24 protein-coding genes are annotated in these 26,422 nt (G+C 34.1%); all 24 read right to left on the bottom strand.

The features are described from left to right. Nucleotides 1-168: 168 nt before the first annotated feature. The 24 genes from deoC to spoIIP all read right to left on the bottom strand — a co-directional run bounded on the left by deoC (nucleotide 169) and on the right by spoIIP (nucleotide 26,010). On the bottom strand, nucleotides 169-855 hold the full coding sequence (gene deoC, locus ACTCDL_RS10040; protein ID WP_463176287.1) for a deoxyribose-phosphate aldolase: 687 nt from the start codon (nucleotides 853-855) through the stop codon (nucleotides 169-171). 27 nt (nucleotides 856-882) lie between these two features. Next, on the bottom strand, nucleotides 883-2,232 hold the full coding sequence (mgtE, locus tag ACTCDL_RS10035) for a magnesium transporter (protein WP_463176285.1): 1,350 nt from the start codon (nucleotides 2,230-2,232) through the stop codon (nucleotides 883-885). 6 nt (nucleotides 2,233-2,238) lie between these two features. Then, a complete protein-coding gene (era, locus tag ACTCDL_RS10030; protein WP_463176282.1) occupies nucleotides 2,239-3,153 on the bottom strand; it encodes a GTPase Era in 915 nt (304 codons plus the stop codon). Nucleotides 3,154-3,165: 12 nt separating this feature from the next. Next, on the bottom strand, nucleotides 3,166-3,621 hold the full coding sequence (locus tag ACTCDL_RS10025) for a GNAT family N-acetyltransferase (protein WP_463176276.1): 456 nt from the start codon (nucleotides 3,619-3,621) through the stop codon (nucleotides 3,166-3,168). Between the two features lie 15 nt (nucleotides 3,622-3,636). Next, nucleotides 3,637-4,227, bottom strand: coding sequence for a DUF502 domain-containing protein (locus ACTCDL_RS10020; RefSeq protein ID WP_463176269.1), 591 nt, complete (start codon nucleotides 4,225-4,227; stop codon nucleotides 3,637-3,639). Beyond that, nucleotides 4,228-5,505 carry a hemolysin family protein gene (locus tag ACTCDL_RS10015; RefSeq protein ID WP_463176267.1) on the bottom strand — a complete coding sequence of 426 codons (1,278 nt, stop codon included), beginning with the start codon at nucleotides 5,503-5,505 and terminating at the stop codon, nucleotides 4,228-4,230. It lies immediately after the preceding gene. A 23-nt stretch (nucleotides 5,506-5,528) separates the two neighbouring features. Next, nucleotides 5,529-6,233 (bottom strand): diacylglycerol kinase, encoded by a 705-nt coding sequence (locus ACTCDL_RS10010; RefSeq protein WP_463176266.1) that lies wholly within the window; start codon nucleotides 6,231-6,233, stop codon nucleotides 5,529-5,531. Next, on the bottom strand, nucleotides 6,234-6,665 hold the full coding sequence (gene ybeY, locus ACTCDL_RS10005; RefSeq protein WP_463176265.1) for an rRNA maturation RNase YbeY: 432 nt from the start codon (nucleotides 6,663-6,665) through the stop codon (nucleotides 6,234-6,236). It lies immediately after the preceding gene. After that, nucleotides 6,646-8,793, bottom strand: a complete 2,148-nt coding sequence (locus ACTCDL_RS10000) for an HD family phosphohydrolase (protein WP_463176264.1) — start codon at nucleotides 8,791-8,793, stop codon at nucleotides 6,646-6,648. The genes ybeY and ACTCDL_RS10000 overlap by 20 nt, the downstream gene beginning before the upstream one ends. Nucleotides 8,794-8,814: 21 nt before the next feature. After that, nucleotides 8,815-9,765 (bottom strand): PhoH family protein, encoded by a 951-nt coding sequence (locus tag ACTCDL_RS09995; RefSeq protein WP_463176262.1) that lies wholly within the window; start codon nucleotides 9,763-9,765, stop codon nucleotides 8,815-8,817. Between the two features lie 6 nt (nucleotides 9,766-9,771). Continuing rightward, a complete protein-coding gene (yqfD, locus tag ACTCDL_RS09990; RefSeq protein ID WP_463176260.1) occupies nucleotides 9,772-11,010 on the bottom strand; it encodes a sporulation protein YqfD in 1,239 nt (412 codons plus the stop codon). 10 nt (nucleotides 11,011-11,020) lie between these two features. Next, nucleotides 11,021-11,299, bottom strand: coding sequence for a sporulation protein YqfC (yqfC, locus tag ACTCDL_RS09985; RefSeq protein WP_463176258.1), 279 nt, complete (start codon nucleotides 11,297-11,299; stop codon nucleotides 11,021-11,023). Between the two features lie 726 nt (nucleotides 11,300-12,025). Further along, on the bottom strand, nucleotides 12,026-12,469 hold the full coding sequence (locus ACTCDL_RS09980) for a GatB/YqeY domain-containing protein (RefSeq protein WP_463176255.1): 444 nt from the start codon (nucleotides 12,467-12,469) through the stop codon (nucleotides 12,026-12,028). Between the two features lie 204 nt (nucleotides 12,470-12,673). Then, complete coding sequence (locus ACTCDL_RS09975; protein ID WP_463176253.1) at nucleotides 12,674-13,018, bottom strand: histidine triad nucleotide-binding protein; 345 nt, start codon at nucleotides 13,016-13,018, stop codon at nucleotides 12,674-12,676. Between the two features lie 58 nt (nucleotides 13,019-13,076). Continuing rightward, nucleotides 13,077-14,375 (bottom strand): tRNA (N(6)-L-threonylcarbamoyladenosine(37)-C(2))-methylthiotransferase MtaB, encoded by a 1,299-nt coding sequence (gene mtaB / locus ACTCDL_RS09970; protein ID WP_463176251.1) that lies wholly within the window; start codon nucleotides 14,373-14,375, stop codon nucleotides 13,077-13,079. 116 nt (nucleotides 14,376-14,491) lie between these two features. After that, nucleotides 14,492-15,232, bottom strand: a complete 741-nt coding sequence (locus ACTCDL_RS09965) for a 16S rRNA (uracil(1498)-N(3))-methyltransferase (protein ID WP_463176247.1) — start codon at nucleotides 15,230-15,232, stop codon at nucleotides 14,492-14,494. Between the two features lies 1 nt (nucleotide 15,233). Continuing rightward, nucleotides 15,234-16,106, bottom strand: a complete 873-nt coding sequence (prmA, locus tag ACTCDL_RS09960; RefSeq protein ID WP_463176244.1) for a 50S ribosomal protein L11 methyltransferase — start codon at nucleotides 16,104-16,106, stop codon at nucleotides 15,234-15,236. An 18-nt stretch (nucleotides 16,107-16,124) separates the two neighbouring features. Further along, a complete protein-coding gene (gene dnaJ / locus ACTCDL_RS09955; RefSeq protein WP_463176241.1) occupies nucleotides 16,125-17,264 on the bottom strand; it encodes a molecular chaperone DnaJ in 1,140 nt (379 codons plus the stop codon). Nucleotides 17,265-17,551: 287 nt separating this feature from the next. Beyond that, nucleotides 17,552-19,405, bottom strand: a complete 1,854-nt coding sequence (gene dnaK / locus ACTCDL_RS09950) for a molecular chaperone DnaK (RefSeq protein ID WP_463176238.1) — start codon at nucleotides 19,403-19,405, stop codon at nucleotides 17,552-17,554. Between the two features lie 196 nt (nucleotides 19,406-19,601). Next, nucleotides 19,602-20,192 (bottom strand): nucleotide exchange factor GrpE, encoded by a 591-nt coding sequence (gene grpE, locus ACTCDL_RS09945; RefSeq protein ID WP_463176235.1) that lies wholly within the window; start codon nucleotides 20,190-20,192, stop codon nucleotides 19,602-19,604. Between the two features lie 102 nt (nucleotides 20,193-20,294). Next, nucleotides 20,295-21,326 carry a heat-inducible transcriptional repressor HrcA gene (gene hrcA / locus ACTCDL_RS09940; RefSeq protein WP_463176290.1) on the bottom strand — a complete coding sequence of 344 codons (1,032 nt, stop codon included), beginning with the start codon at nucleotides 21,324-21,326 and terminating at the stop codon, nucleotides 20,295-20,297. 385 nt (nucleotides 21,327-21,711) lie between these two features. Beyond that, nucleotides 21,712-22,848: a radical SAM family heme chaperone HemW gene (hemW, locus tag ACTCDL_RS09935; RefSeq protein WP_463176232.1), complete on the bottom strand. Its 1,137-nt coding sequence runs from the start codon at nucleotides 22,846-22,848 to the stop codon at nucleotides 21,712-21,714. 91 nt (nucleotides 22,849-22,939) lie between these two features. Then, entirely contained in the window at nucleotides 22,940-24,745 is a 1,806-nt protein-coding gene (gene lepA, locus ACTCDL_RS09930; RefSeq protein WP_463176230.1) for a translation elongation factor 4, read from the bottom strand. Between the two features lie 80 nt (nucleotides 24,746-24,825). After that, nucleotides 24,826-26,010 carry a stage II sporulation protein P gene (spoIIP, locus tag ACTCDL_RS09925; protein ID WP_463176227.1) on the bottom strand — a complete coding sequence of 395 codons (1,185 nt, stop codon included), beginning with the start codon at nucleotides 26,008-26,010 and terminating at the stop codon, nucleotides 24,826-24,828. Nucleotides 26,011-26,422: the final 412 nt, after the last annotated feature.

Genomic DNA, 26,422 nt, shown 5'->3' with positions numbered 1-26,422 from the left:
GTGTGAGCTATGAGTGTGAGTGTGTGTAAAACTTCTTTTTATTGGGGTTTACTCACACTCACACACCCACTCACGCTAATTTTAAAAGTGTCGCAATATCCCCATATAACATTACTTTAAAAATCAATATATAAGAAAAAGAAGTTGGTATATATATACCAACTTCTCCTATTCATCCTCATCTCCAGTTACTATTGCCACACCTTCGCTACTACCAATTCTATTGGCACCAGCATCTAACATTTCAAGGGCTTCATCAAAGGTATCAATCCCACCAAAGGCTTTAACTCCAATAGATCTACCTACATTCTTACGAATTAAACTAACCTCTTCAGTAGTTGCACCTCTTGGTCCAAAACCAGTAGAAGTCTTGATAAAGTCAGCTCCTACCTTTTTGGAGATATAACATAGCTTTCCAATCTCCTCTTCATTCAAATAACAGGTCTCAATTATCACCTTAGTAATTATATCCTTAGTGACTCCTGCTATTTTGGTAGCATCAACAACAGCCTTGACATCCTCTCTAACAACATCCCAAGAATGGGATTTAACAGCACTGAGATTAACTACCATATCAACCTCTTGGGCACCATTTCTGATAGCATTTTTAGTTTCATATGCCTTTGTCTCAGAAGTAGTAGCACCCAAAGGATAACCAATCACTGTACATACCTTTACAGAGCTATTCTCCAATAACTTAGCTGCCAAGGGAACAAAACAAGGATTAACACAGACAGAAGCAAAATCATGTTCTTTTGCTTCATCACAGGTCTTCTTGACATCTAACACCGTTGCAGTGGGGTATAGTATTGTATGATCAACCATTTTAGCCATATCTTTAGGTTTAATTGCCATGATTATCAGCTCCTCTATCGTTTTATTTTATGTTAAATGATTCAAGAATAATCTAGCCAAAGTAAAATAAATAAATAATCCTGATGCATCAATTACAGTAGTAATAAAAGGACCTGCTGCTACTGCTGGGTCAATACCAAAATAGTCTAGAATAAAAGGAGTAGTAGTTCCTACAAAGGTTGCCGTTAATATATTACAGAACATAGCTAAACCAACAACTACTCCCAACATATAATTTCCTTGCCACAAAAATGCAACTAAAGCAATTATAGAACCACAAATTACAGCAACCAGTCCTCCCACCTTAATTTCATTAAATAGATGCATAAATAAATCTTTAGATTCTATATCTCCTGTAGCCAATCCCCTAACCACAATAGCTAAAGACTGTGTACCAGCATTCCCACCAGTTCCAGCCAAAGTAGGCATAAATAAAGCTAAAGCCACTACACTATTTAAAAGTCCAGAAAAAACATCGATCACAGACCCTGATAACATACTTGCAAACAAGAGAATTATTAGCCAAGGGGAACGCTTCATAGCAGCCTTTAAAATTGAATTATTACCAGCTTCAAAATCAACCTCACTGGTTGCAGCCATTTTATAGATATCTTCAGTAGCCTCTTCTTCAATAACATCAATTATATCATCTACAGTTATTATTCCCAGAAGTTGCATCTGATGATTGACTACTGGAACAGCTAAGAGATCATATTTAGAGATAATTCGAGCCACCTCTTCTTGATCTAAATCTAACTTAACATGAATTACTTTCTTTTGGATCAGGTCCCCTATTTTCTTATCAGGAGTAGCTGTAATTAGCTCTCTCATAGAAAGAACCCCTATTAACTGCTTGGTCTGATTGACTACATAGATATAGTAAATCATCTCAGCTTCTCTAGCAATCTCTCTGACAATATCTAAAGCCTCGCCTACAGTCTTGCCTTCTTTGATTGCTATGTATTCGGTGGTCATAATACCACCGGCGCTGTCTTCATCATAACCTAAAAGATTACGAATCTGTTCAGCATCTTCTTCTCTCATCAATTTTAATAACTCTTTAGTCTTGCCAATAGATAAAGTTCCTAAAAAATCAGCTATATCATCAGAATACATATTATCTAGAATAACTCTTAAATCTTCAGGTTCTACTAAATTTAAAATGGTATGCTTAACATCATAATCAAACTCTGTTACAGCATAAGCCATCTTCTTTAAAGGAATAGCAGGAATTATTGCCTCCACTTCCTCTATTGATAGTTCATCTATCAACTCAGTAATATCAGCTGGATACAATTCTTCTAATATAAACTTTAAGTTTTCAAAATCCCTTTGCTCAAGTTTTGCCTTTATATCTAAGAATAGACTCTCTTTCATATAGTATCACCCCTTATAGCCTAGCATTTTTAAAGCATCCTCCTTATCTCTCCAGTCATCTTTGATCTTAACCCATAAATCTAGAAATACCTGAGTACTCAATAGATTCTCTATGTCAGCTCTAGCACTTTTACCGATCCTTTTGAGCATACTACCACCTTTACCAATTAAAATTCCCTTTTGCGACTTTCTCTCCACATAAATATTTGCACCAATTTCAATTAAGTCCTTATCACTTCTCTCTTCAAATCTAGTAACCTCAACAGCTACTGAATGTGGCACTTCTTGGTGAGTAAACTTTAGAATCTTCTCTCTAACTAATTCAGAGATGATAAACTGCTCTATTTGATCAGTAATCATATCATCAGGGTAATACTTAGGTCCTTTAGGTAAATGATCAACTATAGTCTCAGTTAAATCATCTAAATTAATCCCCTTTTGGGCTGAAATAGTTATAATCTCAGTAAATTGTCCTAATTTCTGATAATCATTAATCCTTGTAGCCAGATCATTTTTAGAGACAGTATCTACTTTATTTAAAACTAAAAGAATTGGCATAGAAGATACATGAGCTAACTGAGTAGCAATTTTTTTGTCCTGTTCATTTGGTTTATAATTAGCATCAACCATAAAAATAACTAAGTCAATCTCTTTTAAAGATCCATAGGCTACCTCATTTAAATACTTTCCCATTTTATCCTTTGGTCTATGAATACCTGGGGTATCTATAAATATCATCTGAGCATCATCTAAAGTTAAGATACATTGAATCTTATTTCTGGTTGTTTGAGCTTTACGGGAGGTAATATTGATTTTCTCTCCGATTAATTTATTGACTAAGGTAGATTTACCTACATTAGGCTGACCTACTACTGTAATAAACCCTGACTTGAATCCTTTATCGACTGTTAATTTATCCATTTCTATTCCCCCTTATAATTTCCGTTCCATAATTAGCCTGTCCTCTCCTAAACCATATTCATCCTCTCGATAGTCAATCTTATCAAATCCAAATTTGTGATGATAGATATAAACTGCATTCTGATTATTAGGATCTACTGTCAATTCCACCTTCTTAATTCTTCGTTTAGATAAATCCATTAAAGAATAATCTAATAATTGACTACCAAAACCTTTACCTTGATATCTTTTAGATATAGCCAAACCATATAAATAAGCCTTCTTTATATCTTCCATATCTCTCATATATTCTGCTAAACCAACAGGTTCTTTATCCAACCAAATAACATAAACCAGCCCATGATAAATCATCGGTACTAGCCCCCACTGATTTAAGCCACCTTCTCCAAAGGCTTCACTTTCAATCTCAATAAGTTTATCGATTATCTCTTTTGAGTTACTCTTTAGTACTGTGACTTTTAGCTGCAAACTCTAACGACCTCCTTAATCTTCTTCAGGTGCTACTGTACCTCCAGAAACAATTAGCTTCAAGCCTTCTTCCACAGTCATATCTAAGTGTGTAACATCATCCTTAGGGAGTAAAATTAACATTCCAGAAGTAGGATTGGGAGTAGTAGGAATAAAGACATTAACAACCTCTTTGGCTGTCTTCTGCTGTACCTCTCCTACACCTTTACAAGTTAAAAATCCTAGTTGATAGATTCCACGACGAGGGTACTCAACTAAGACCACATCACGAAAAGCAGTTTTATTCTTTAAAAATAGGGCATTAATCAACTGCCGAACAGTCATATAAATAGTTCGAACTAATGGAATTCTAATCAATAACCTCTCACCAAAGTCAATTAATCTCTTTCCTAACATATTCTTAGCTATAATACCTACTACCAAAATTAAGATAAAAGTCATAACAAAACCTAATCCATAAAATTCTCTTCCTATTAAGATTTTAACTACTGGACTTAAAGCACTATCTACTACATTAATAACTGTAACAATAATATATACAGTAGCTATTGATGGTAACAAAACTATTAACCCAGTGATTAAATAATTCCGTAATTGCTTTAACATCTATACTTCCTCCTGCTCAATCGCCACTTTATCCTTCACTCGTTTAATTCTAACCTTTGATATCCTTCTTTGGATAACCTTCTCTACAGCAATATGTAGATCCTCAAATTCAATCCACTCTCCAGCTTTAGGCACATAGCCTAACATGCTTAAGATAAAGCCACTGATTGTCTCATAATCCTCTTCAGGTAAGGAGATATCTAATAATTCATTAATCTCATCAATATCAACACGACCATCAATTAGAATCTCATCTTCATTAACAATTCTAATCCACTTTTCTTCTTCGTCATATTCATCTTGAATATCACCCACAATTTCCTCTAATAAATCCTCAATAGTTACCAGTCCAGCCGTTCCACCATACTCATCAAGAATAATAGCCATATGAATCTTCTCTTTTCTAAATTCAGTTAATAGGTTATCTATCTTCTTAGTTTCAGGTATATAGTAAGCAGGTCTCATAATTTTTTGAATATCAACATCATAACTATCCTCTTTTAATAATGGAAGTAAGTCCTTAGCATAGACTACCCCTACTATATTGTCAACGGTATCATTATAAACTGGAATCCTTGAAAACCCCATATTAATAATTAGATCTATTAACTCCTCTAAAGGATCATTTATCTCTACACATAACATATGTATTCTTGGTACCATAATCTCTTTAACACTAATATCATCAAATTCAAAGATACTATTAATCATCTGCTTCTCATCAGTCTCAATAACACCTTCTTGTTCACCAACCGTTAAAAATCTCCTAATCTCTTCTTCACTGATAAATGGTTTAACCTTCTTGTCTCCAGACCTTCTCATCACAAAATTAGTAACCAGTGTTAAACCTTTAATAAGTGGAGACAATAAAAAAGAGAAAATTTCTATATATGGAGCTACTAACATCGAGACCTTTTTAGACTCTTTGGTAGCAAAAGATTTTGGGGTAATTTCTCCAAAAATAAGCACAAATATTGTCACTGCCCCTATAGCAATACCAACTCCTTTGGCACCAAAAATATCGGTGGCTAAAGCAGTTGCAATTGATGAAGCTGCTATATTGACTAAATTATTACCAACTAAAATTGTAACCAATAATCTATCTGGACTACTTAGTAACCTATCTACAACAGTAGCTTTCTTATTTCCTTCCTGCCTTAAATGTCTAATCTCAACCTTATTTACTGACATTAAAGCAGTTTCAGAGCTTGAGAAAAATCCAGATAGGATTAATAGTATTAATAAGGCCACTCCTTCTATTAACACCGTCAAATCCATAGATTAATGCCCTCCTAACAAAATTACAAATTAACTAATTGAAATACTAATATACCTATTAATGACCCAATCATTGCACCAGAGATAACCTCCCAGGTCGTATGAATCTCTCCTTCTATCCTGCTTTGTGCTATTAAAATCGCCATTAATAGTGCTAAGGTTGTAATCAAAGCATCATTTGCTAAATTAGAAATAATAATCATTAGACCAAAAGCAAGAGCACTGTGACCACTAGGCATCCCTCCTTGCAAGGGAGTACCTTTATTAAATTGAGACTTTATCCCAATTACTATTAATACAATCAAAATTAATGCTATAAAAGTTAGATGAATTGGAGTCTGCTGAATATGTTGTAATAGATCTAAGGTCAAAGGCTTAATATCCTTAAAAAATATAATATACCCTACAACAATAGAATTTAAAGCTGTTATCAATACAGCACCTGCTGCTATATCCTTGATTATCTTAATAGTTGGATGATACTCTTGACTGACCAGATCACTCAAGCCTTCAATAGCAGTATTGATCATTTCAGTAAAGAAAACCAAGGTCATACTTATAAATAAAATCAATAACTCCAGCTTATCTAAGCTGAAAAAAATTCCAAACAATAAGACTATAATAGAAATAATAAGATGAATCTTCATATTACGTTCATGCTTTAAAGAGTATATGATACCATTAACTGCATAATTAAAACTCTTAATTAGATCATTAATTAATTTCATTTAATCTCTACTCAAGCCTAGCTCTACTAGGATTTCCTCCTCCTTTTTACGCATAATTCTTCGCTCCTCTCCATCATAATGATCATAACCTAAAAGATGGAGCATCCCATGAACTGTCAAAAAACCAACCTCTCTAGCAAATGAGTGATTATACTCCTCAGCTTGGCGTTGAGCTGTCTCCAAAGAGATAATAATATCACCCAATAAGAATTTATCATCTTGGGGAAAAGAAAGTACATCAGTTGGTTGATCTTTTCCTCTATATCTATGATTTAAGCCATGTATATAACTGTCATCAACTAAAGCAACACTTACCTCTTTGTCTGAATCTACTTCTTTTTTTAATACTACATCTACCACCTGTTCTATAATATCTGTAACCTTTTGTTCAACCTCTAAATTATCTTGTAGATTATTTATTAGTACTGACATCTAGTTTCTTTCCCTCCTTAAATTGTTGAGCAATATTATCAGGATATTCTATTCGATTATGAAAGATTCCTTTTAATATATTAACAAAAGCATTAGCAACCTTATCTAAATCCTTTAAGGTTAAATTACATTCATCTAACTGTCCACTATCTAATTTCTTTTTAATCAACTCTCTAACAAACTTCTCTAACTTACCAGGATTGCTCTGAGCCGATACATTAGATCTAACTGCAGCCTCTACCATATCAGCTAGCATAATCAATCCAGCTTCTTTGGTCTGTGGCTTAGGACCATCATATCTAAAATCATCTTCGTCTATACTCTTATACTTCTCATCATGCTTAGCTTCTTGATAGAAAAAAGAGACAAGACTAGTTCCATGATGCTGTTCAATCACATCTACAATCACCTGTGGTAATTTATACTCCTTAGCCAACTCCAGTCCATCCTTAACATGAGAAGTAATGATTAGAGTACTCAAGCTAGGCGATAACTTATCATGAGGGTTCTCTAACCCAATTTGATTTTCTGTAAAGAAATAAGAACGTTTAGTCTTACCAACATCATGATAATAAGCCGACACTCTAGCTAATAGTGAATCTGCTCCTATTTGGTCTGCAGCCGCTTCTGCTAAGTTACCAACTATTATACTATGGTGGTAAGTTCCTGGAGCATCTACTAATAACTTCTTTAATAATGGATGATTGGGATTAGATAGTTCCAACAATTTAACAGGTGATGTGATCCCAAAAATATTCTCAATATAAGGCAATAAACCATTTGTAACAACAGCTACCAATACACCATTTAGTATGCCCCACAAGATCTTTAAAAACCTAGCTAGCTCTACATTGGGTACCATCAATAAAAAAGTAAATATCGTTGCTGAAGTGGTCAAACCAACAATGAGTCCAGCTCTAGCCAGATCAGAACGTTGACTTAACTTTGATACACTGTAAATTCCAGTTAACCCACCAACTAAAGCAACTGTAATTCCAATTACTCCATCTCCAGTGACTATACCTACTAAAAAAGATAAACTGATTGTAAAGAGAATTGCTAAATCTGTATCAATTAAAATTGCAATCATAATCGAAGCCGCAGCTACGGGTACCACAAAGGATGGGTATTCGATGGGCATATAATTGGCTATATAACTTGCTAATTTAGCTAATGTAATAATAATGATTGGTAATAGCCCTAATAGTGCCAATATTCCTTCCCCTTCTAAAACCTCCCGTTGATATTGGGAAATATAAATAGTAGGAATTAAAGTAAAGATTAACACGATTAGGATATGCCCAATAATATTAAGATAATTGATTTTAGCTTGCCTTAGCCCTAATTTCTCTAAAATCTTAATATCATCTTTAGTAACAACTTTACCATGGCGAATAATAATCTCACCTTTAGAGAAGGTTCTTTTAATCGGCTCTATCTTCTGACGAGCTTCTTCTTTTTTCTTCTCTGTTGCTTCCAAATTAAAGATCATATTAGGCTTAATAAAATGCTGAGCAATCTCACTTACCAGTTTATTATACTGCTGGTCTTCACTTAATTTCATGGCATCTTGACTTAATTGTTCCTTTACATTACTTAAATAATCATTCTTAACACCACGATTTAAATATTTAGCCAATATCATCAGAATATCCTCTTTTAAAAGCTCTACATCCTCTTCTGATAGACTAAATAGATATGATAAGTTCTGATAAGATAACTCCATATTATAGTTATCTTGCACCTGTTGAACCTTATCCTCTATCTCTGCATCAGCCTCTTTTATCACTTTGATATTATCAAAAAATTTTCTAACATCTACCTTTACCTCTGTTAAAATCCCTACATCTTCTTCATAAACCTTAGAAACTGAATTGGCAGCTTCTTTTCTTAAAGCTTGGGTCTGTTCTTCATCTATGTACTCTACTGTCTTAGGAGCAACGATATCATTTTTAGCAACTTGTCCCACTTCCAAATTAACCTGTCTTGGAAAGATATCGATAGTAACAATCCCTGCTAACATAACAAAGATAACTATAACCCAAATGTAACGTTGTGACTTTTCAATCTTATAAAAATCAACATGTTTAATCTTCAACTTTTCTACTACTTGCTCAAAAAAAGACATTATCTTTCACTCCTAAAAGGATCAGTTAATTGCTTCATAAGCCTTAATTATCTCTCTCACTAACCTATGCCTTACTACATCAAGATTAGTCAAATAGATAAAGCTTATGCCAGCTATATCTTTTAATATCTGCTCTGCCTGAGCCAATCCTGACTTCTTTCTACTTGGCAAATCAATCTGAGTAATATCACCAGTAATTACCGCTTTAGAATTAGGTCCCAAGCGAGTTAAGAACATCTTCATCTGTTCTCTGGTAGTATTTTGAGCTTCATCTAAAATTACAGCTGAATTTCTTAGAGTTCTCCCTCTCATATAAGCTAAAGGAGCAATCTCTATAATCTTCTTCTCCAAAAGTTGCTCAACCTTTTCTGCTCCTAGTATATCATATAATGCATCATATAATGGTCGTAAATAAGGATCAACCTTCTCCTGTAAATCTCCTGGTAAAAAGCCTAAGTTCTCTCCTGCCTCAATAGCTGGTCGAGTTAGAATAATTCTCTCCACTCTATTTTTAACTAAATAATTCACAGCCATAACCACTGCCAAATAAGTTTTTCCTGTACCAGCTGGACCTATCCCAAAAACAACATCATCCTTGCGTAAAGCATCTAAGTACTTCTTCTGACCTATAGTCTTAGGGGTAATCTTCTTTCCTGATCTAGTAACTTGCACTACATCAGAGTAGATTTCATTTAAAGAAAATTCCCCCTCTTTACTCATTTCAATAGCATACTCTACTTCTTTAGTTGTTAAGGCATCCTTATTATTAGCTATCTTATTGAGTTCTTCAAAAAGTTTATATACTTTATTTACATCTTCTTTTTTACCTTTAATTTTAACTACATTACCTCTAGCAATTATCTGGGCTGCAAATTCTTTTTCAATCAATCTTAAATTCTGATCATGATGACCAAAAATATTTCTTGCAGCTTGATTACTACTTAATGTAACTTCTTTTGTTAAGATGTCCAAAACTAGCTACTCCCTCCTGACTCCAATCTCTTCTTCAATCTCTAACAATGCTTTAACTCTAATTATATTATTATCCTCACCAGCTAAGTCTATTAACTTTAATTTACTATTTAATATTATAGCCTCTTTTGATATCCCTTGCAAGATACTTTCTACTGCTTCTTCTTTAGCAATTTGTTTAGCCGTATCCAATTTAATTCTCTCTTTTATCTTCATTGCCTGTATGTATCTTCTTGTAACTAATTCGATAGGTAAGTCGATATTCCTCCATTGAGGTAAAGATTTTACCTTCTCTACCATTTTAAAATTAGTATATGGTGAGCTTTTAGGTCCAATTATATTTATCACTTTACCTTTAAATTTGATAATAATACTAGTCTTACTATTATCAGTTAATTGTTCATACTCCCGCATAAGTTTAGCTTCTCCGTAACCCTCATACCAGATTCTTGCTTTGATAATTCCTTCAGCCTTAACTTCCTCTTTTTTGACAAGAATCCCTCTATCATTACCCTCTTGCTCTTCATTCTCCCTATCAATTACCTCTTCCTCTTCCTTTTTAATAAATACTTCCTTACTTATTAATAGATCGCCCTTTTTAACGGTCATCCCCTCTTCAACCATTGGAGTACCCTTTAATACAATCATTTTAGATATAATTCCAGCCTTAGCAGCTACAATATCACTAGGGAGAATCTTAGTATCTACCATCTTCTTCTCAACTAACTCTATAACCAATCTAGTTCCAGTAAAGTGAATATTGACCCAAGCAATTCTAGGTATCCTCTTGATAAGAGCTTTTTCCAAATCCCCTAATGGAATACTAGATTTTAAGACTCCAGGATGGATATTAACCTCTTTTAAAAATCCTAATACCTGATCTTTCTCTATCTCTTTGGTACCTTTAATCTCTATAAAGAATATAAATGATGACAATGTGTATAATGATAATATCAGAAGAACTAACCCGATAATTAAAAACATCCTGTTGAATGCTTTCTTAAATAAGAAGGGTAGTCCTCTTTTCTGATTTATCCTAACCTTAGATTCTGTGTTTCTCAAATAAGACCTGATATTTTTAAAATCCTTTAATCTAATATTTACATATAACCTATCACCTATACGGATAATATCCCATAATTTAAAGCCTTCTCTCATTAAAATATTGATACATTTCTCTAAATTTTTCCCTTGAATCTCTAATCTCAAATATCCCTCTACTAAAGTATATAGTTTCTTTAGCATGATATCCCCCTTAAACTGATTTAATCTTCAAATCAGTTATCTTACCCTCTATTATGATAATCTCCTCTTCTAAACTATCAATACTCATATCCTTACCCTCTATAATAATCTGCCCACGGTAAAATCTAATCTTTATAAATTCTGGAGTATACTTGATAATTCCTCGATGATTCTCAATTGCCAGTTGTATACCCCCCACCAATGAAATTCTAGGCAGATTCAATACCACCTCTTGAGGAAGGTCAAATATATTAGCAAACAACTCCTTAGCTTTCTCTTTCTTCCCCATTTAAATTCCTCCTAAGCGTTAGCTGTTGCTAACTTAAATACTAATATCTATTGGCTAATATTAGTTACTAATACTATCAATACTTAATACATTTAGAGCTTCGTGAATCTAGAATAAAATTTAACCATGACGCTATATAGAGATAATGAGACACTTTGTGTCGAGTGTGAGCTATGAGTGTGAGTGTGTGTAAAACTTCTTTGGGGTTTACTCACACTCACACACCCACTCACGCTAATTTTAAAAGTGTCGCAATATCACCATTAAGTTTCATTTTGAATTCACATACCTATAGATCTCCAAGTCTAAAGTGTAATTTATAGTACTTTTATATTTTTGATCTTAACTCGTTACTTATCACTTGTTACCACCATTCGACTTTGCTACTAAATAATATATATGTAAGCTATTGATTATTAATTACAGTTAAGTTTAGAAGAATAAGATTGAAGGGTATTAGGGGTTAATGGGTATATTGCGACACTTTAGTTGACGGTTGACAGTTCAGTTCAAACCCTTCAAAGCAATAGTTTTAGTTCTTTAACTGTAAACTGTTCACTGTCAACTGTCAACTCGAAGAAGTGTCGCATTATCTCTATAAACTCTCATTTTAAATTAACCTATTTATACTATTATAAATTTATATTTCACAAGTTATAGTCTGACTTAAAAACAATAAGAGACGGTTAACACCGTCCCCTAAAAAATCTATAATTGAATTGTTCTTTATGCTAATCTCTCTTTGACTAATTGGCTAATTACATTACCATCAGCTCTTCCAGTAACCTTTGGCATGATAGCTCCCATTACTTTCCCCATATCTCTCATACTCTCTGCACCAGTTTGAGCAATTACTTCCTCTACCATCTCAGCTAATTCCTCTGCACTTAACTGTTCAGGCAAATAGTCTTCTAATACATCAATCTCCCTCTTTAAATCCTCCACTTTATCCTCTTGACCAGCCTTCTCATACTCACTAATAGAGTCCCTATTCTGTTTTACTAGTTTAGCTAGTACCTCAATAACCTCTTCATCAGTTAAATCTTTTCTCTCATTAATCTCTTTGTCTTTGATAGCAGCCCTTGCCATCCTAATTACCGATAGTCTCTCTTTATCTTTACTCTTCATCGCAGCTTTCATATCTTCTAATAATCTTTCTTGTAAAGACACACTAACCCCTCCCTAATTTATATCTATTTGTCATTTGATTTTTATGAATTTAGTACTAGTATCAGTATAACTCTAAGCTTAAGGAAAACATTTATTTTATACTTAATCTTAAACTTAAATTATTCACAGCTGTCATTTCAAAGAATAAATCTCTATTCATTAACTAAAATTATGTAAATCTATCATAATTAATATTTAACTCTGTTAGCCTGGAGGCCACTGTAAATTTCGTCCTCCTAATAGATGATAATGGATATGATAAACAGTCTGGCCTCCAGCTTCATTACAGTTACTTACTACCCTAAATCCATCATCTGCAATTCCTTCATCTTTAGCAATTTTACTGGCTACCCAATAGATATGGCCTATCAGCTCTTTATCATCCTCTTGAAGGTCTAATAGAGTAGGAATATGCTTTTTAGGAATAATGAGATTATGAACAGGTGCTTCAGGACTGATATCCTTAAAAACAATTACCTGCTCATCTTCATAAACAATATCACTATTAATCTCACCAGCAACTATCTTACAAAAAATACATCCTTCCATCGTATACGCCCCCCTTTCCTAAATCAGCTATAGTCGATATATCACCTAAATAATTATATTATTCTAAACAACCTATTAATCTTCCTTCTTTTTCCACCAATTTTACCTCAACTAGTTCCCCCAATAATTGACCAGGACCATCAACTAAGATCCTCAGATAATTATCAGTCAACCCAGTTAGCATTCCCGTTTCATTATCTCGTACTTCCTCTAATAAAACATCCAGCCTTTTTTCTATAAATCTCTGCTGATAAGCTGAGGATAAATCTTTAGCTAAATCCCTTAATTTTTCGCTTCTCTCTTTTTTTATAACCGAATGTACTTGATTCTCAAAGTCTGCTGCTGGAGTTCCTTTTCTCTTGGAATATTTAAAGATATGTAAATCACTAAATTCAAGCTCCTTAACCACTTGATAAGTATCATTAAAATCTTCATCACTTTCACCAGGAAAACCTACAATTACATCACTAGTAATTGCAATCTCAGGTACTTTAGCTTTAATCTTAGTTACCATATCTTTAAATTCCTTAATATTATAAGGTCGGTTCATAGCTTCTAATATCTTATCAGACCCACTTTGTAAAGGCAAATGTAGGTGACGGCATAATTTATCAGATTCTGCAATTAGGTCTATTAATTCATCACTAACTTCTGTTCCCTCAATAGAGCTCAGCCTAATTCTCTTAATTCCCTCTACTGTTATGATGGATTTGATTAATTTAACCAAATCTAGGTCTTCTTTATCTTTCCCATATTGACCTAAGTGAATTCCTGTTAGGACAATCTCTTCAAATCCAGATTTAGCTAAACGACCAACCTCTGCTTTGACATCTTCTAAGGACCGACTGCGTAGAGAACCACGAGCATAGGGAATTATACAATAAGAGCAGAATTGGTCACAGCCCTCTTGAATTTTAATAGATGCTCTCGTTCTCTCTTTAGACTCTTCAATCGCAACCTCTTCAAAACTATCATCCTCTTCCATCTCCTGCACAAAGTTAACAGGAGCTTTTGCTCGCATTGCCTGCTTGACAAACTCTACTATTCTACCTCTTCCCTTAGTCCCAACTACTAAATCCACTTCTGCCATCTCCATTACCTCATCAGCATCTACCTGTGGATAACAACCTACCATAGCAACCAGAGCTTGAGGATTTCTTCTTTTAGCCCTTCTAGTAATCTTACGAGACTTACTTGCACCTTGTTGGGTCACTGTGCAAGTATTAATTATATAAATATCAGCTTCATTTTCAAAGTCAACAATCTTATAAGCAGCTTCCTCAAACTGCTTCATCATTGCTTCTGTATCATATTGATTAACTTTACATCCTAGTGTATAAAATGCAACCCGTTTCATATACTAAACCTCCAAAAAGCAATTGACAATTTAAAATGTACAGTTTACAATTAAAACCTTATAAAGAATATCTTATTCCTATTGTACATTGTCAATTGTAAATTTTAAACTCTAATTTAACCTAGGTCTCCTAATTGATATAATACCATAGATAAAGTTGCAATACCAGCAGTTTCAGTCCTTAAAATTCTAGGACCTAGGGTCACAGATTGTGCCCCTGCCATCTTTACTTGCTCTATCTCTTCTAAGCTAAAACCACCCTCTGGTCCGATTATTATCATTATCCTCCCAGCCTCTAAATTAGATTCCAAAGTCTCTTTTAACCCTTGGCTCTCTTCATCCTCCCAAGGGACTAAGACCAAATCATAGCTAGCAAAATCTGTTATAATCTGCTTTAAATCAGAGAGCTCTTTGACTTCTGGAATTTTACCTCTTTTAGATTGCTTAGCTGCTTCTTCTACTATCTTCTGCCATCTTTCTTGTCGCTTTTGAGCTTTCTTTTGATTCAAATTAACAATAGTCCGCTTAGTATTAATAGGAATAATCTCTTCTATACCAATTTCTGTACATTTCTGCACGATCATATCCATCTTCTTACTCTTTGGCAAGCCCTGGACAAGAGTTACCTTTACTCTAGGCTCTGCTTGTACTTTAAACTTCTCTATTATCTTAGCTTTTACAAAATCCTCACTAAACTCTATCAATTCAGTTAAATACTTCTGACCTTCTCCATTAGTAACACTGATTTCATCACCAAGATTTAATCTTAATGAACGGGTAATATGAGCTACATCATCACCCTTAATAACCACTATCCCATCATTTATATCTGCTGACTGAACAAAAAAATGATGCATCTTATCCTCTCCTAATAGCTACAATTGTAATCCATTGCTCTTTTTGAATGATCTCTTTGATTTCAAAATCATATTTTTTCAGTTCATCTTTTATCATATCCGCTTTCTCTTCAATAATTCCTGATAAGATTGAAATACTTCCTACCTTAGCAACCTTAGGCAAATCAGGAATCAGTCTTTTAATCACATGGGGTAAAATATTAGCAATAACCAAGTCATATTTGCCATCAACAACATCTAATAAATCCCCTTGAGCAAAATCGATCTGATCTAAGACTTGATTTAACTTAGCATTCTCTTTGGCTACCTTAACAGCGACTGGATCAATGTCAAGAGCAAAATTGCTCCTAGTCCCCAGCTTAGTAGCCGCAATTGATAGTATACCTGTTCCAGTCCCAATATCCAAGACATCAAAATCAGGTTGAAGATACTTCTCTATCATCTCTAAACAACCACTAGTAGTCCCATGATAACCTGTACCAAAGGCTAAACCAGGATCTAATTCGATGATAATCTCACCTTCCCCACTTTGATACTCTTCCCAAGTGGGCTTAATTACTAGCTTATTGGTTACTTTAATAGGTTTAATATCCTTCTTCCACTTATTGACCCAATCCTCTTGTTCTAGTTCTTTAACTATTATCTCTCCACTACCGATATTTAAGTCATAATCAGCTAATTGTGCTATTCTCTTCTTTAAGAAGTCTAGCTTCTCTTTAGTTAACTCTTCCTCTTCAAAGTACCCCTTCATCACTACTACTTCTTCTTTGAAATCCTCTTTACTTGTTCCTACAGCACCTAATTCTCCTAAGATATTTTCAATCGCTGAAAATCCTTCATAATTGGTTGCAATAATTACCTCTTTTAACTTCATTTATAATTTCCCACCTTTTTAGTCAAGTCCAAAAGCATCCTTAATCTTCTGTAAGAAGCCTTTATGTTCTGGATTGATCTCTTCCCCACTGATTTCTGCAAACTCCTTAAGCAAATCTTTCTGCTTATCATCTAGCTTCTTAGGAATCACAACCTTAACCTTGATATGTTGATCTCCCCGTCCATTACCTCTTAAATATGGAATTCCTTTATCCTTTAATCTAAAAGTAGTAGCAGGTTGAGTCCCTTCTGGAATGGTGAATTTAACCTTACCATCTAAAGTAGGTACTTGGATATCATCACCTAAGGTAGCTTGAACAAAACTGATTGGGACTTCACATAAAACATCATTTCCTCTACGTTTAAAGATTTTGTGGCGTTTAACATTGATTACAACCTGTAAATCTCCTGCTGGACCACCATTTACTCCAGCCTCTCCTTCTCCACGAATCCTTAAAGTGACTCCATCATCAACTCCTGCTGGAATATCTATAGAGACCTTTCTTCTCTTCTTAACTTTACCATTACCATGACAATCTGGGCAAGGATTTTTAACAAACTTACCAGTACCACTACAACGGTCACAAGTAGTTGTCTGTACCATCTGACCAAAAGGAGTATTCTGCTTAAATTGAATTTCTCCACTTCCACCACATTTAGCACAAGTCTCTACATCACTACTTGATTTAGCACCTTTACCATCACAAGTCTCACAGTCTTCAGTTCGAGGGATAGTAATATCCTTTTTAGTCCCAAAGGCTGCTTCTTCAAATTCAACTGTAATATTCACCCTTAAGTCTGACCCTTTACGAGGAGCATTTCTACTTCTTGATCTTCCACCTCCACCAAAGAACATATCAAAGATATCATCAAAACCACCACCGAAACCACCTTGACCAAATCCTCCAAAGCCTCCTTGGCCAAATCCTCCATTACCATCTACCCCTGCATGACCAAATTGATCATATTTAGCTCTCTTATCTTCATCACTTAATACTTCATAAGCTTCTGCAATCTCCTTAAACTTCTCTTCAGCATTCTCCTCTTTACTTACATCAGGATGATACTTTCGAGAGAGTTTACGATAAGCCCGCTTAATCTCCTGTTTACTCGCACCTTTATCTACACCTAATATTTCATAATAATCTCTTTTAGCCACTTCAATCACTGCCTTTCTAATTCATTTTACAATATATCGTTAAGTAAAAGTTTCAAAACTAATTAAAACAATTTTTTTGCCACAGGTATTCTATATAAAATAACCATAAACTTATTATAATCTATTATTACTTACACTACCTACTTAGGTTATTATACAATAAGTCTAGCAAGAAATAAAATTTTACAGAAAAATAATCACTAATCTCTATTCATAAAAACAGAGTCAAAGCCAAATTAATCTGGCCTTGACTCTCATTATTTTATATTAATTGATTCTCTTTATTATTAATCAACATCTTCAAAATCGACATCTACTACATCATCGTCAGCTTCTGCCCCTTGTGCACCAGCGCCTCCTGCTGCTTGTTGAGCTTGCTCAGCTTGTTGATACATTTGAGTTGTTAACTCATGAAGCTTTGTAGTTAATGCCTCTTGTTTAGCTTTGATATCATCAACATCTACTTCATCTGGGTTGATATTATGCATATCAATACCTTCTAGTACTTCCTTTAGTTCATCTTTCTTGCTTTCAATCTCACTTAAGACTGAAGCATCAGCATTTTCTTTAGCTTCTTCTATAGTCTTTTCAACTTGATGTACTAAGCTATCTGCACCAGTTACTGTCTCAATAGCTTCTTTCTTCTTCTTATCCTCTTCAGCATGGCTCTCTGCATCTTGAACCATTCTTTCAATCTCTTCTTCTGATAGACCAGTATCAGATTTAATTGTAATCTGTTGTTCATTACCAGTTCCTTTATCTTTAGCAGATACATGAACGATACCATTAGCATCTATCTTGAATGTTACCTCAATTTGAGGTACTCCTCTTGGTGCAGGTGGTATATCAGTTAATTGGAATCTACCTAAAGTCTTGTTATCCTTAGCCATCTGTCTCTCACCTTGTAAGACGTGAATGTCAACGGCAGGTTGATTGTCTGCAGCAGTTGAAAAGACTTGGCTCTTTTCAGTTGGGATAGTAGTATTTCTATCGATAAGTTTAGTAAATACCCCACCCATTGTTTCAATCCCCAAAGATAATGGAGTAACATCTAATAGTACAACATCACTAACTTCATCATTTAATACTCCACCTTGGATAGCTGCACCCATTGCTACACATTCATCAGGATTAATACCTTTATTTGGAGCTTTGCCTATCTCTTTTTCAATTGCTTGTTGGACTGCTGGAATTCTAGTAGAACCACCTACTAATAATACCTCATCAATTTCAGACTTACTCAATCCAGCATCATCTAAAGCTTGGCGTACAGCTTTTAAAGTTCTATCTACTAAATCAGAACTCATCTTCTCAAATTGAGAACGAGTAATATCTACATCTAAATGCTGTGGTCCCTCTGCAGTTTGAGTAATAAATGGTAGATTTACATTAGTAGTTGCTACTCCAGAAAGCTCAATCTTAGCCTTTTCAGCAGCATCCTTTAATCTCTGTAATGACATCTTATCTTTACGCAAGTCAATACCATGCTCTTTTTCAAACTGTTCAGCTAAATAATCAATAATCTTTTCATCAAAGTCATCTCCACCTAATTGGTTATCACCACTAGTAGCAATAACTTCTACTACACCATCACCCAGCTCTAAAATAGAGACATCAAAAGTACCTCCACCTAAATCATATACCAAAACAGTCTGCTCTTTATCATCATTGATTCCATATGCTAAAGCAGCAGCAGTTGGCTCATTAATAATTCTTTCAACCTCTAATCCTGCAATCTTACCTGCATCTTTAGTTGCTTGACGTTGAGCATCACTAAAATAAGCTGGAACTGTAATAACAGCACCATTAACTGTTTGACCTAAGTAATCTTCTGCATATCCTTTTAATTCTTGTAGAATCATTGCAGATATCTCTTGAGGAGTTCTTTCCTTTCCATCTAATTGAACTTTATAGTCTTCACCCATATGCCTTTTGATAGAACTTACTGTTTGATTTGGATTAGTAATAGCTTGTCGCTTAGCTGGTTCACCTATCAAACGCTCACCTTTTTTAGAAAATCCAACAACTGAAGGTGTTGTCCTAGATCCTTGCTTATTAGGAATAACTGTAGCCTCTCCACCTTCAATAACTGCTACACAAGAATTTGTAGTACCTAAATCAATACCAATAATTTTACCCATTTATCTTCATCCTCCTTGTTTTTAGTCATTTGTCATTTGTTATTTGTAACTAGTGATTAGTTTTCTAATTACTAGTTACTAATCACTAGTTACCAGTCATTAATCTCTACTCTGATATTGCTACTTATGTGAAAAATAATCCCTTCGGGCTCTAAAGAACCCTTCGTGAGAGGAAAAATACCCAAACGAATTTTTCCTACTCCGCTACTTTAACCATTGCTGGTCTAATTACTGACTCATTAAAGATATATCCTTTTTGTAGTTCTTCTATAATTACTCCTGAGTCATACTCTTCACTTTCCTCTTTCATTACTGCATTATGTAAATTAGGGTCAAACTCTTCTCCAACTGTCACTATTGCTTCTACCCCTGTCTTAGTTAACAGGTTACTTAATTGGCGATAAATCATCTCTACACCCTTTAAAACACCATCGCCTTCATCATCCTTAGTAGAAGTAGCCAATGCCCTTTCAAAGTTATCAATAATAGGTAATAACTCCACTATAAAATCTTTTGTAGCCTGTTCAGCCAAACTACTCTTCTCTTTGATAACCCTCTTTCTGTAATTAGAAAATTCAGCCTGAAGTCTCTGTAGACGCTCTATATGTTTCTCTTTCTCTTCCTTCTCTTTGGCTAACTCTTCTTCTAATTCAGAAAATTGCTGATCAGTTTCAGAGGTCTCTTCATTATCAATCTCATCTTTTATATCTTCAACTACCTCTTCAACTTCATCCTGATTTTTTTGAATATCTTGCTCTTCTGATAAATTTTTCTCTTCCTCAACCATTCAATTCACCTACTCTTAATCAATAGTTTATTTTTAATTACAGGGAAAACTATATCTATTATATAATAGATATAGTTTTTTAATATATCTACTTTATAGAAACTATGGTTTAGCTAAAAATTCACTTAAAATATCAGCCATAAATTGAACTGTCCCAATTACATTAGAATATTCCATCCTAGTTGGACCTATTACACCAATCTTTCCAACTGGGCGTCCACCTAGATTATAGGTGGCTACTACAAAACTACAGTCTCTAATCTCTTTGAAGGAATTTTCACTACCTATCATGATCTCAACACCTGAGTTATTATTAAAATCTCCCATAATATCATATAAGAGCTGTTTTTGCTCTAATAGCTTCAATACACTCTTAATCTTACTAATATCATTAAATTCAGGTTGTTCTAATATATGAGCAGTTCCCCCTAAATATATTTTACCATTTTCGGGAATATTATAACTAGAAATTTCTTCATTTATAAAATACAAGTTACTAAGTGGTACCGAGATTCTATTGACCAATTCTTTATTAATAAACTCTATAACTTCTTTATCTATCTCATTTAATGCTAAACCAGAAAGCCTTTCATTTAAAAAACGTGATATCATTTCAAGGTCATGAGTAGATATTGATTCAGGAATATCAACTATTTTATTCTTAATCAATCCTGTATCTGTTACCAAGACCATTAATACTTTCCTCTCAGCTATAGCAACTAACTGTAAATGTTGAAAAATACTCTCTTCAATCTGAGGACTTAAGACTAAAGCAGTATAATTAGTCAAATCAGATAACATCTGAGAAGTCTGTTGAATTAAATCTTGAATTCCTACTTGTTTAGAGATGATATTTTCCTTAATAGAGCCAATTATCTTCTTAGATACTTTCTTTAACTCCATTAAGTCATCTACATAAAATCTATATCCTCTATCTGTTGGAATTCTTCCTGCTGATCTATGGGGTTGCTCTAAATAATCTGCTTCCTCTAAATCAGCCATCTCATTTCTGATGGTCGCAGGGCTAACTCCAAAGTCATACCTCCGAGCCAGAGTTCTAGAACCAACAGGCTCTGCAGTCATAATATATTCATTTATGATGGCCTTTAATATTTCCTTTTTCCTCTCTGTCATCTCCACTAGCAACCACCACCTTTCTGCAATTAGCACTCGATGTCGTTGAGTGCTAATAAGATGCTATAAATAAAATATCATCATTAAGCTGATTTGTCAAATATATTTATTTTAGATTAGATAAAATTATATTCACTATGCTCCTTGATTCATCGATATTCTTGGCTATCTAAGGTTAAAAAATAATGGATTTATTTTGAAATATGGCTGTCATACTTTAAAATTTAATTTAAAGATAGACTATTTGGGGACATTACGACACTTTTAAAATTAGCGTGTTTTAGCTACGGGTTTTAACCCGTAGTGTAACATATCACCATCACCACAGGTTGAAACCTGTGGCTAGTAAATTTATCATTATAAAAAGTGTCGCAATCTCTCTCTTTTAAGTCAGCATAAACTCTGCCAAGACCTGATTGGCTAATAATATTCCTTGCCAAGTCAGAGCTAGTCTATCATTAGTAATTGTGATTAAGTTCTGCTTAGAAAATTTATTAATTTCCTCATTATAAATATCATAAATAGATAGTCCAAATCTCTTTTCAAATTCTTTTAGACTAATCCCCTTTATCAATCTCAATCCTAACATCATCGTCTCTTCAAGCTCATCTTCTCTAGTTAAGCTCTGATAATTCTCTACAGGCAACCTACCTTCTTCTATACTCTGACAATATTCTTCTAAAGCAGAATAATTATAACCTCGTCCCACTCCATCATAAAAATGGGCACCTGCTCCTAGGCTTAAATAGGGTTCATTCTTCCAATAGATTTGATTATGTTCACTATCATAATCTTTTTGGGCAAAATTTGAGATTTCATACTGCTGATATCCTTTACTTTCAAGTACATCTTTAGTCAAATTATACATCTTCAAATCTAACTCTTCACTAGTAGGAATCAATTCTCCTTTACTTAACATCTGGTAAAAAGGTGTCCCTTCCTCAATCTTGAGATTATAAGTAGATAAGTGATTGGGCTTAAGTTTACAAGCTTGCAGTAAGGTATTCTGCCAATCTTCTAAGCTCTGGTCTGGTAAAGCAAAGATTAAATCAAAGCTGATATTATTAAAGCCTACCTCTCTAGCTAGGTGATAATTATCAATTGCCTCTTGTGCTGTATGAATCCTGCCAATCTTCCTTAACATCTTATCACTAAAACTCTGTATCCCAAAGCTCAACCTATTGACTCCAGACTCTTTAATCAAGCTCAGCTTTTCTTTATCTACTGTCCCAGGATTAGCCTCTATTGTTATCTCTATATCCTCTTTGATAGCAAAACTCTGATAGCATTTATCTAATATCTTAGCTATCTGATTCCCCTTTAAAATTGTAGGAGTTCCTCCACCAATAAAGATACTCTTAATCTTCGGAGAATATTTTTCAGCCAATAACTTTATTTCCTGAGACAAAGCAGCTAAGTACCTATTCTTTAAAGATTCTTTAGCAGCAAAGGAGTTGAAGTCACAATAATAGCATTTACTGACACAAAAAGGGATATGAATATATAGTCCAAACTCTTTCATAAGCATCACCTTTATCTTTTCTATAATAATGTATAAGGGCGAACACGAAGTTCGCCCTACTTAATCTTAAACTAAATCTTATTCTTAATTTTTAGTCACCTATCTCTAAAACAGCCATGAAGGCATCTTGAGGAATCTCTACACTTCCCACTTGCTTCATCCTCTTCTTACCCTCTTTTTGCTTCTTCAATAGTTTCTTCTTACGGGAGACGTCTCCACCATAACACTTCTGTAATACATCCTTACGTCTGGCACTGATAGTCTGACGAGCAACAATCTTATGTCCAATTGCAGCCTGAATTGGTACTTTAAACATCTGTTGTGGAATAAACTCTTTTAATTTTTTAGTTAGCTCTTTACCAACATCATAAGCAAAATCACGGTGAACAATACAAGACAGTGCATCAACAGGTTCTTCATTAACAAGAATATTTAGTTTAACTAAATCAGCCTCCTGATAGCCATTAAATTCATAATCGAAGGTTGCATATCCTCTTGTTCTAGACTTTAATTTATCAAAGAAGTCCAATACAATCTCACTTAACGGAATATCATAGGTCAATCTTACCCTAACCTCATCTAAGTATTCCATATTCTTAAATTGACCCCGTTTACCTTGACACAACTCCATGGCTGCTCCTACATGCTCATCAGGTAATAGAATCTTGGCCTCTACTACTGGCTCTTCAATCTTATCAATCTCTTGAGCATCTGGCATATTTGCAGGATTCTCTATTTGCAAAACCTCTCCATCGGTCTTGTAGACATTATAGATTACACTAGGTGCAGTAGTAATTAAGTCTAATCTATACTCTCTTTCTAAGCGCTCCTGCATGATTTCCATATGTAAAAGGCCTAGGAAACCACAACGATAACCAAATCCCAAAGCTTCAGAAGTTTCTGGTTCAAAGGTTAAAGATGCATCATTTAACTGCAACTTCTCCAAAGCATCCCTTAACACATCATAATCTTTACCATCAACTGGATACATACCACAAAAAACCATTGGCTTAGCAGGCTGATATCCTGATAAAGGCTTGTCAGTTGGATTTTCAGCATCGGTAATAGTATCTCCTACCTGAGCATTCTTAACATTTTTGATACTTGCTGCCATATAACCTACCTCTCCAGCAGATATCTCTTTAGATGCCTTCATCTTAGGACGGAAGGTTCCTACCTCATCAACTTCAAAGATCTTCTTAGTAGCCATCATCTTGACCTTCATTCCCTTTTTAATCGTACCATCTATTACTCTATAATAACAGATAACCCCACGGTATGGATCATATAAAGAATCAAAAATTAATGCTTTTAAAGGTTTGTCCTTATCTCCAGATGGTGGTGGTACCTGTTTTACTACTCTCTCTAATAACTCTTCAATCCCAATTCCTTCTTTAGCACTGGTCAAGATAGCATCATCAGGATCTAACCCAATATCAATCAACTCTTCCTTTACCCTATCTGGATTAGCACTTGGTAGATCTATCTTATTGATTACAGGAATTATCTCCAAGTCATTCTCTAAAGCTATGTAAATATTAGCTAAAGTTTGAGCCTCTACCCCTTGGGCTGCATCAATTACTAATAGTGCACCTTCACAGGCAGCCAAACTACGTGAAACCTCATAGGAGAAGTCCACATGCCCTGGAGTATCTATTAAATTTAAGGTGTAATCATTACCATCTTTGGCTTGATAAGCCATTCTAACCGCTTGAGCTTTAATAGTAATTCCCCGTTCTCGCTCCAAGTCCATCGTATCTAATAACTGTTCTTCCATCTCCCGTTCTGAGATTGTCCCAGTAAATTCTAATAATCTATCAGCTAATGTAGATTTACCATGGTCAATATGAGCAATAATACAAAAGTTACGAATATTATTCTGATTAATCTTAGCCATTAAGTACCTCCTCTTTCATGTACATTATCTTTCCTAATTATAACACCCATTATTACATTAATCAAGATAGTAAGGAGTAGCTAAATTCCTTCATTGATTAAACTAGCCAATACATTAGCTAATAGCCTAGATGACCTTTTAGCCTCTTCTAAAGTATTCTTAGCTCCACCAATCTCTAATAACAGAGCATGGGGATGAACCTGTTGATTATATCTTCTGTTACTTAATAACTTCACATCTCTTAATAGACCAGGGTACATGGTATTCATTTTTATGGCTAATTTTTTAGCAAAGGCTACATTTTCTTCCCAATGGGGATTGGGTAAATATTTATTATTAGTTACAACAATCATTATCCTAGCAACTTTATGTCCATTAATTGTTGTAGTAATTAAGTTTCTTCCCCCTTGACCAATGGCATCACGATGAATATCAAAGATCATCTTTAAATCAGAATTATCATCTACTATTCTTTGCGCAGTTCTTAAAGAATTTATATATGATCTTGCATAATTTTTATCATTAACGGTTTTAGAATGGACTGCTAATATCCCATATTTCTCCCTTAAAGTCCTAGTCAATTCATCACCTATTATTACTATATCTCCTCTCTGTCCAGCTGCTGCTCTAGCATTATATCCTTTATTATCATAATTTTCAGCAGTATGAGTATGATAAATACCAACCAATGCTTGATTAGAATCTATAACAGTTTTTTTAGGGAATAAACTCTCTTGATTTTTTTCTGATATTCTCTCGGTTACTTCTTTTTGCTCAATTGGCTTTGAAGGTTCTGTCTGCCAAAATTCTAACTCTACCTTCACCCTCTCTTCATTATCATGAGTACCTTCTGCTCTCAACTTTTCCTCTACAGATTGATTGGGCTTCTTAACTGCTTTAACCCTATTCATAGCTGAAGCAACTCGTACATCATCTTTTAATTCAAAAAAGGATGGAGGCAAATCTGTTGCAAAAGTACAAGCTAATTTAATCAAAGAATTTACCCCTTGGGACTGAGCTAGGCTCTTCTGATTATCTACCCTAACAATTGGCAGGCCCTCTCTTAAAACAAGTTTAGAATGAAAGTCATCAAGATAAAGAAAATTAACTAGATAGTAAAGAAGTTTATTAGCAGAAAAGCTATTACCTACAGATAGTTTATCTATAATATTGTATTTATGAACTATTAAACCAGTAAAGACTAAAAATAAAATTAAATATAAAAGAATGATGCCTGTTACAAATCTATGTTGATCTCTGAACATGATCATCACATCCTAATTTAAGGAATTTCATAATTGCCTCTTCCTAATGAAGTTTCCTAATATAATAGAATAATAATATAATTGATTTTTTAGTTTTCTATAAGCTAAATCATAAATCAATCTCTTTTAATTTTAGTTAAGTAATTTATAAAAATTTATGTACTAAGTATAAAATTTATTACATTGAAATTAGAATTATTCTTAAATTCTTAGGATAAATTGACTTTTTCAAATCAATTTATCTATGCTTATCCAAATATCAAATGAACCTTAAGAGAGATAGTGCGACACTTTCGTGTCTTAGTTAACAGTGTACAGTGGTTTACACGAAGAGTCTTATATTTTAGACTCGTAGGGACGGTTGACAGTTAAGTTCAAAAGCACTAAAAGCCCTTAAAATATAGGGTTTTGT

This window comes from Orenia sp. (genome assembly GCF_055140805.1).
The sequence above is the reverse complement of the archived record's forward strand: the minus strand, read 5'-3'. Positions and strand labels throughout refer to the sequence as shown.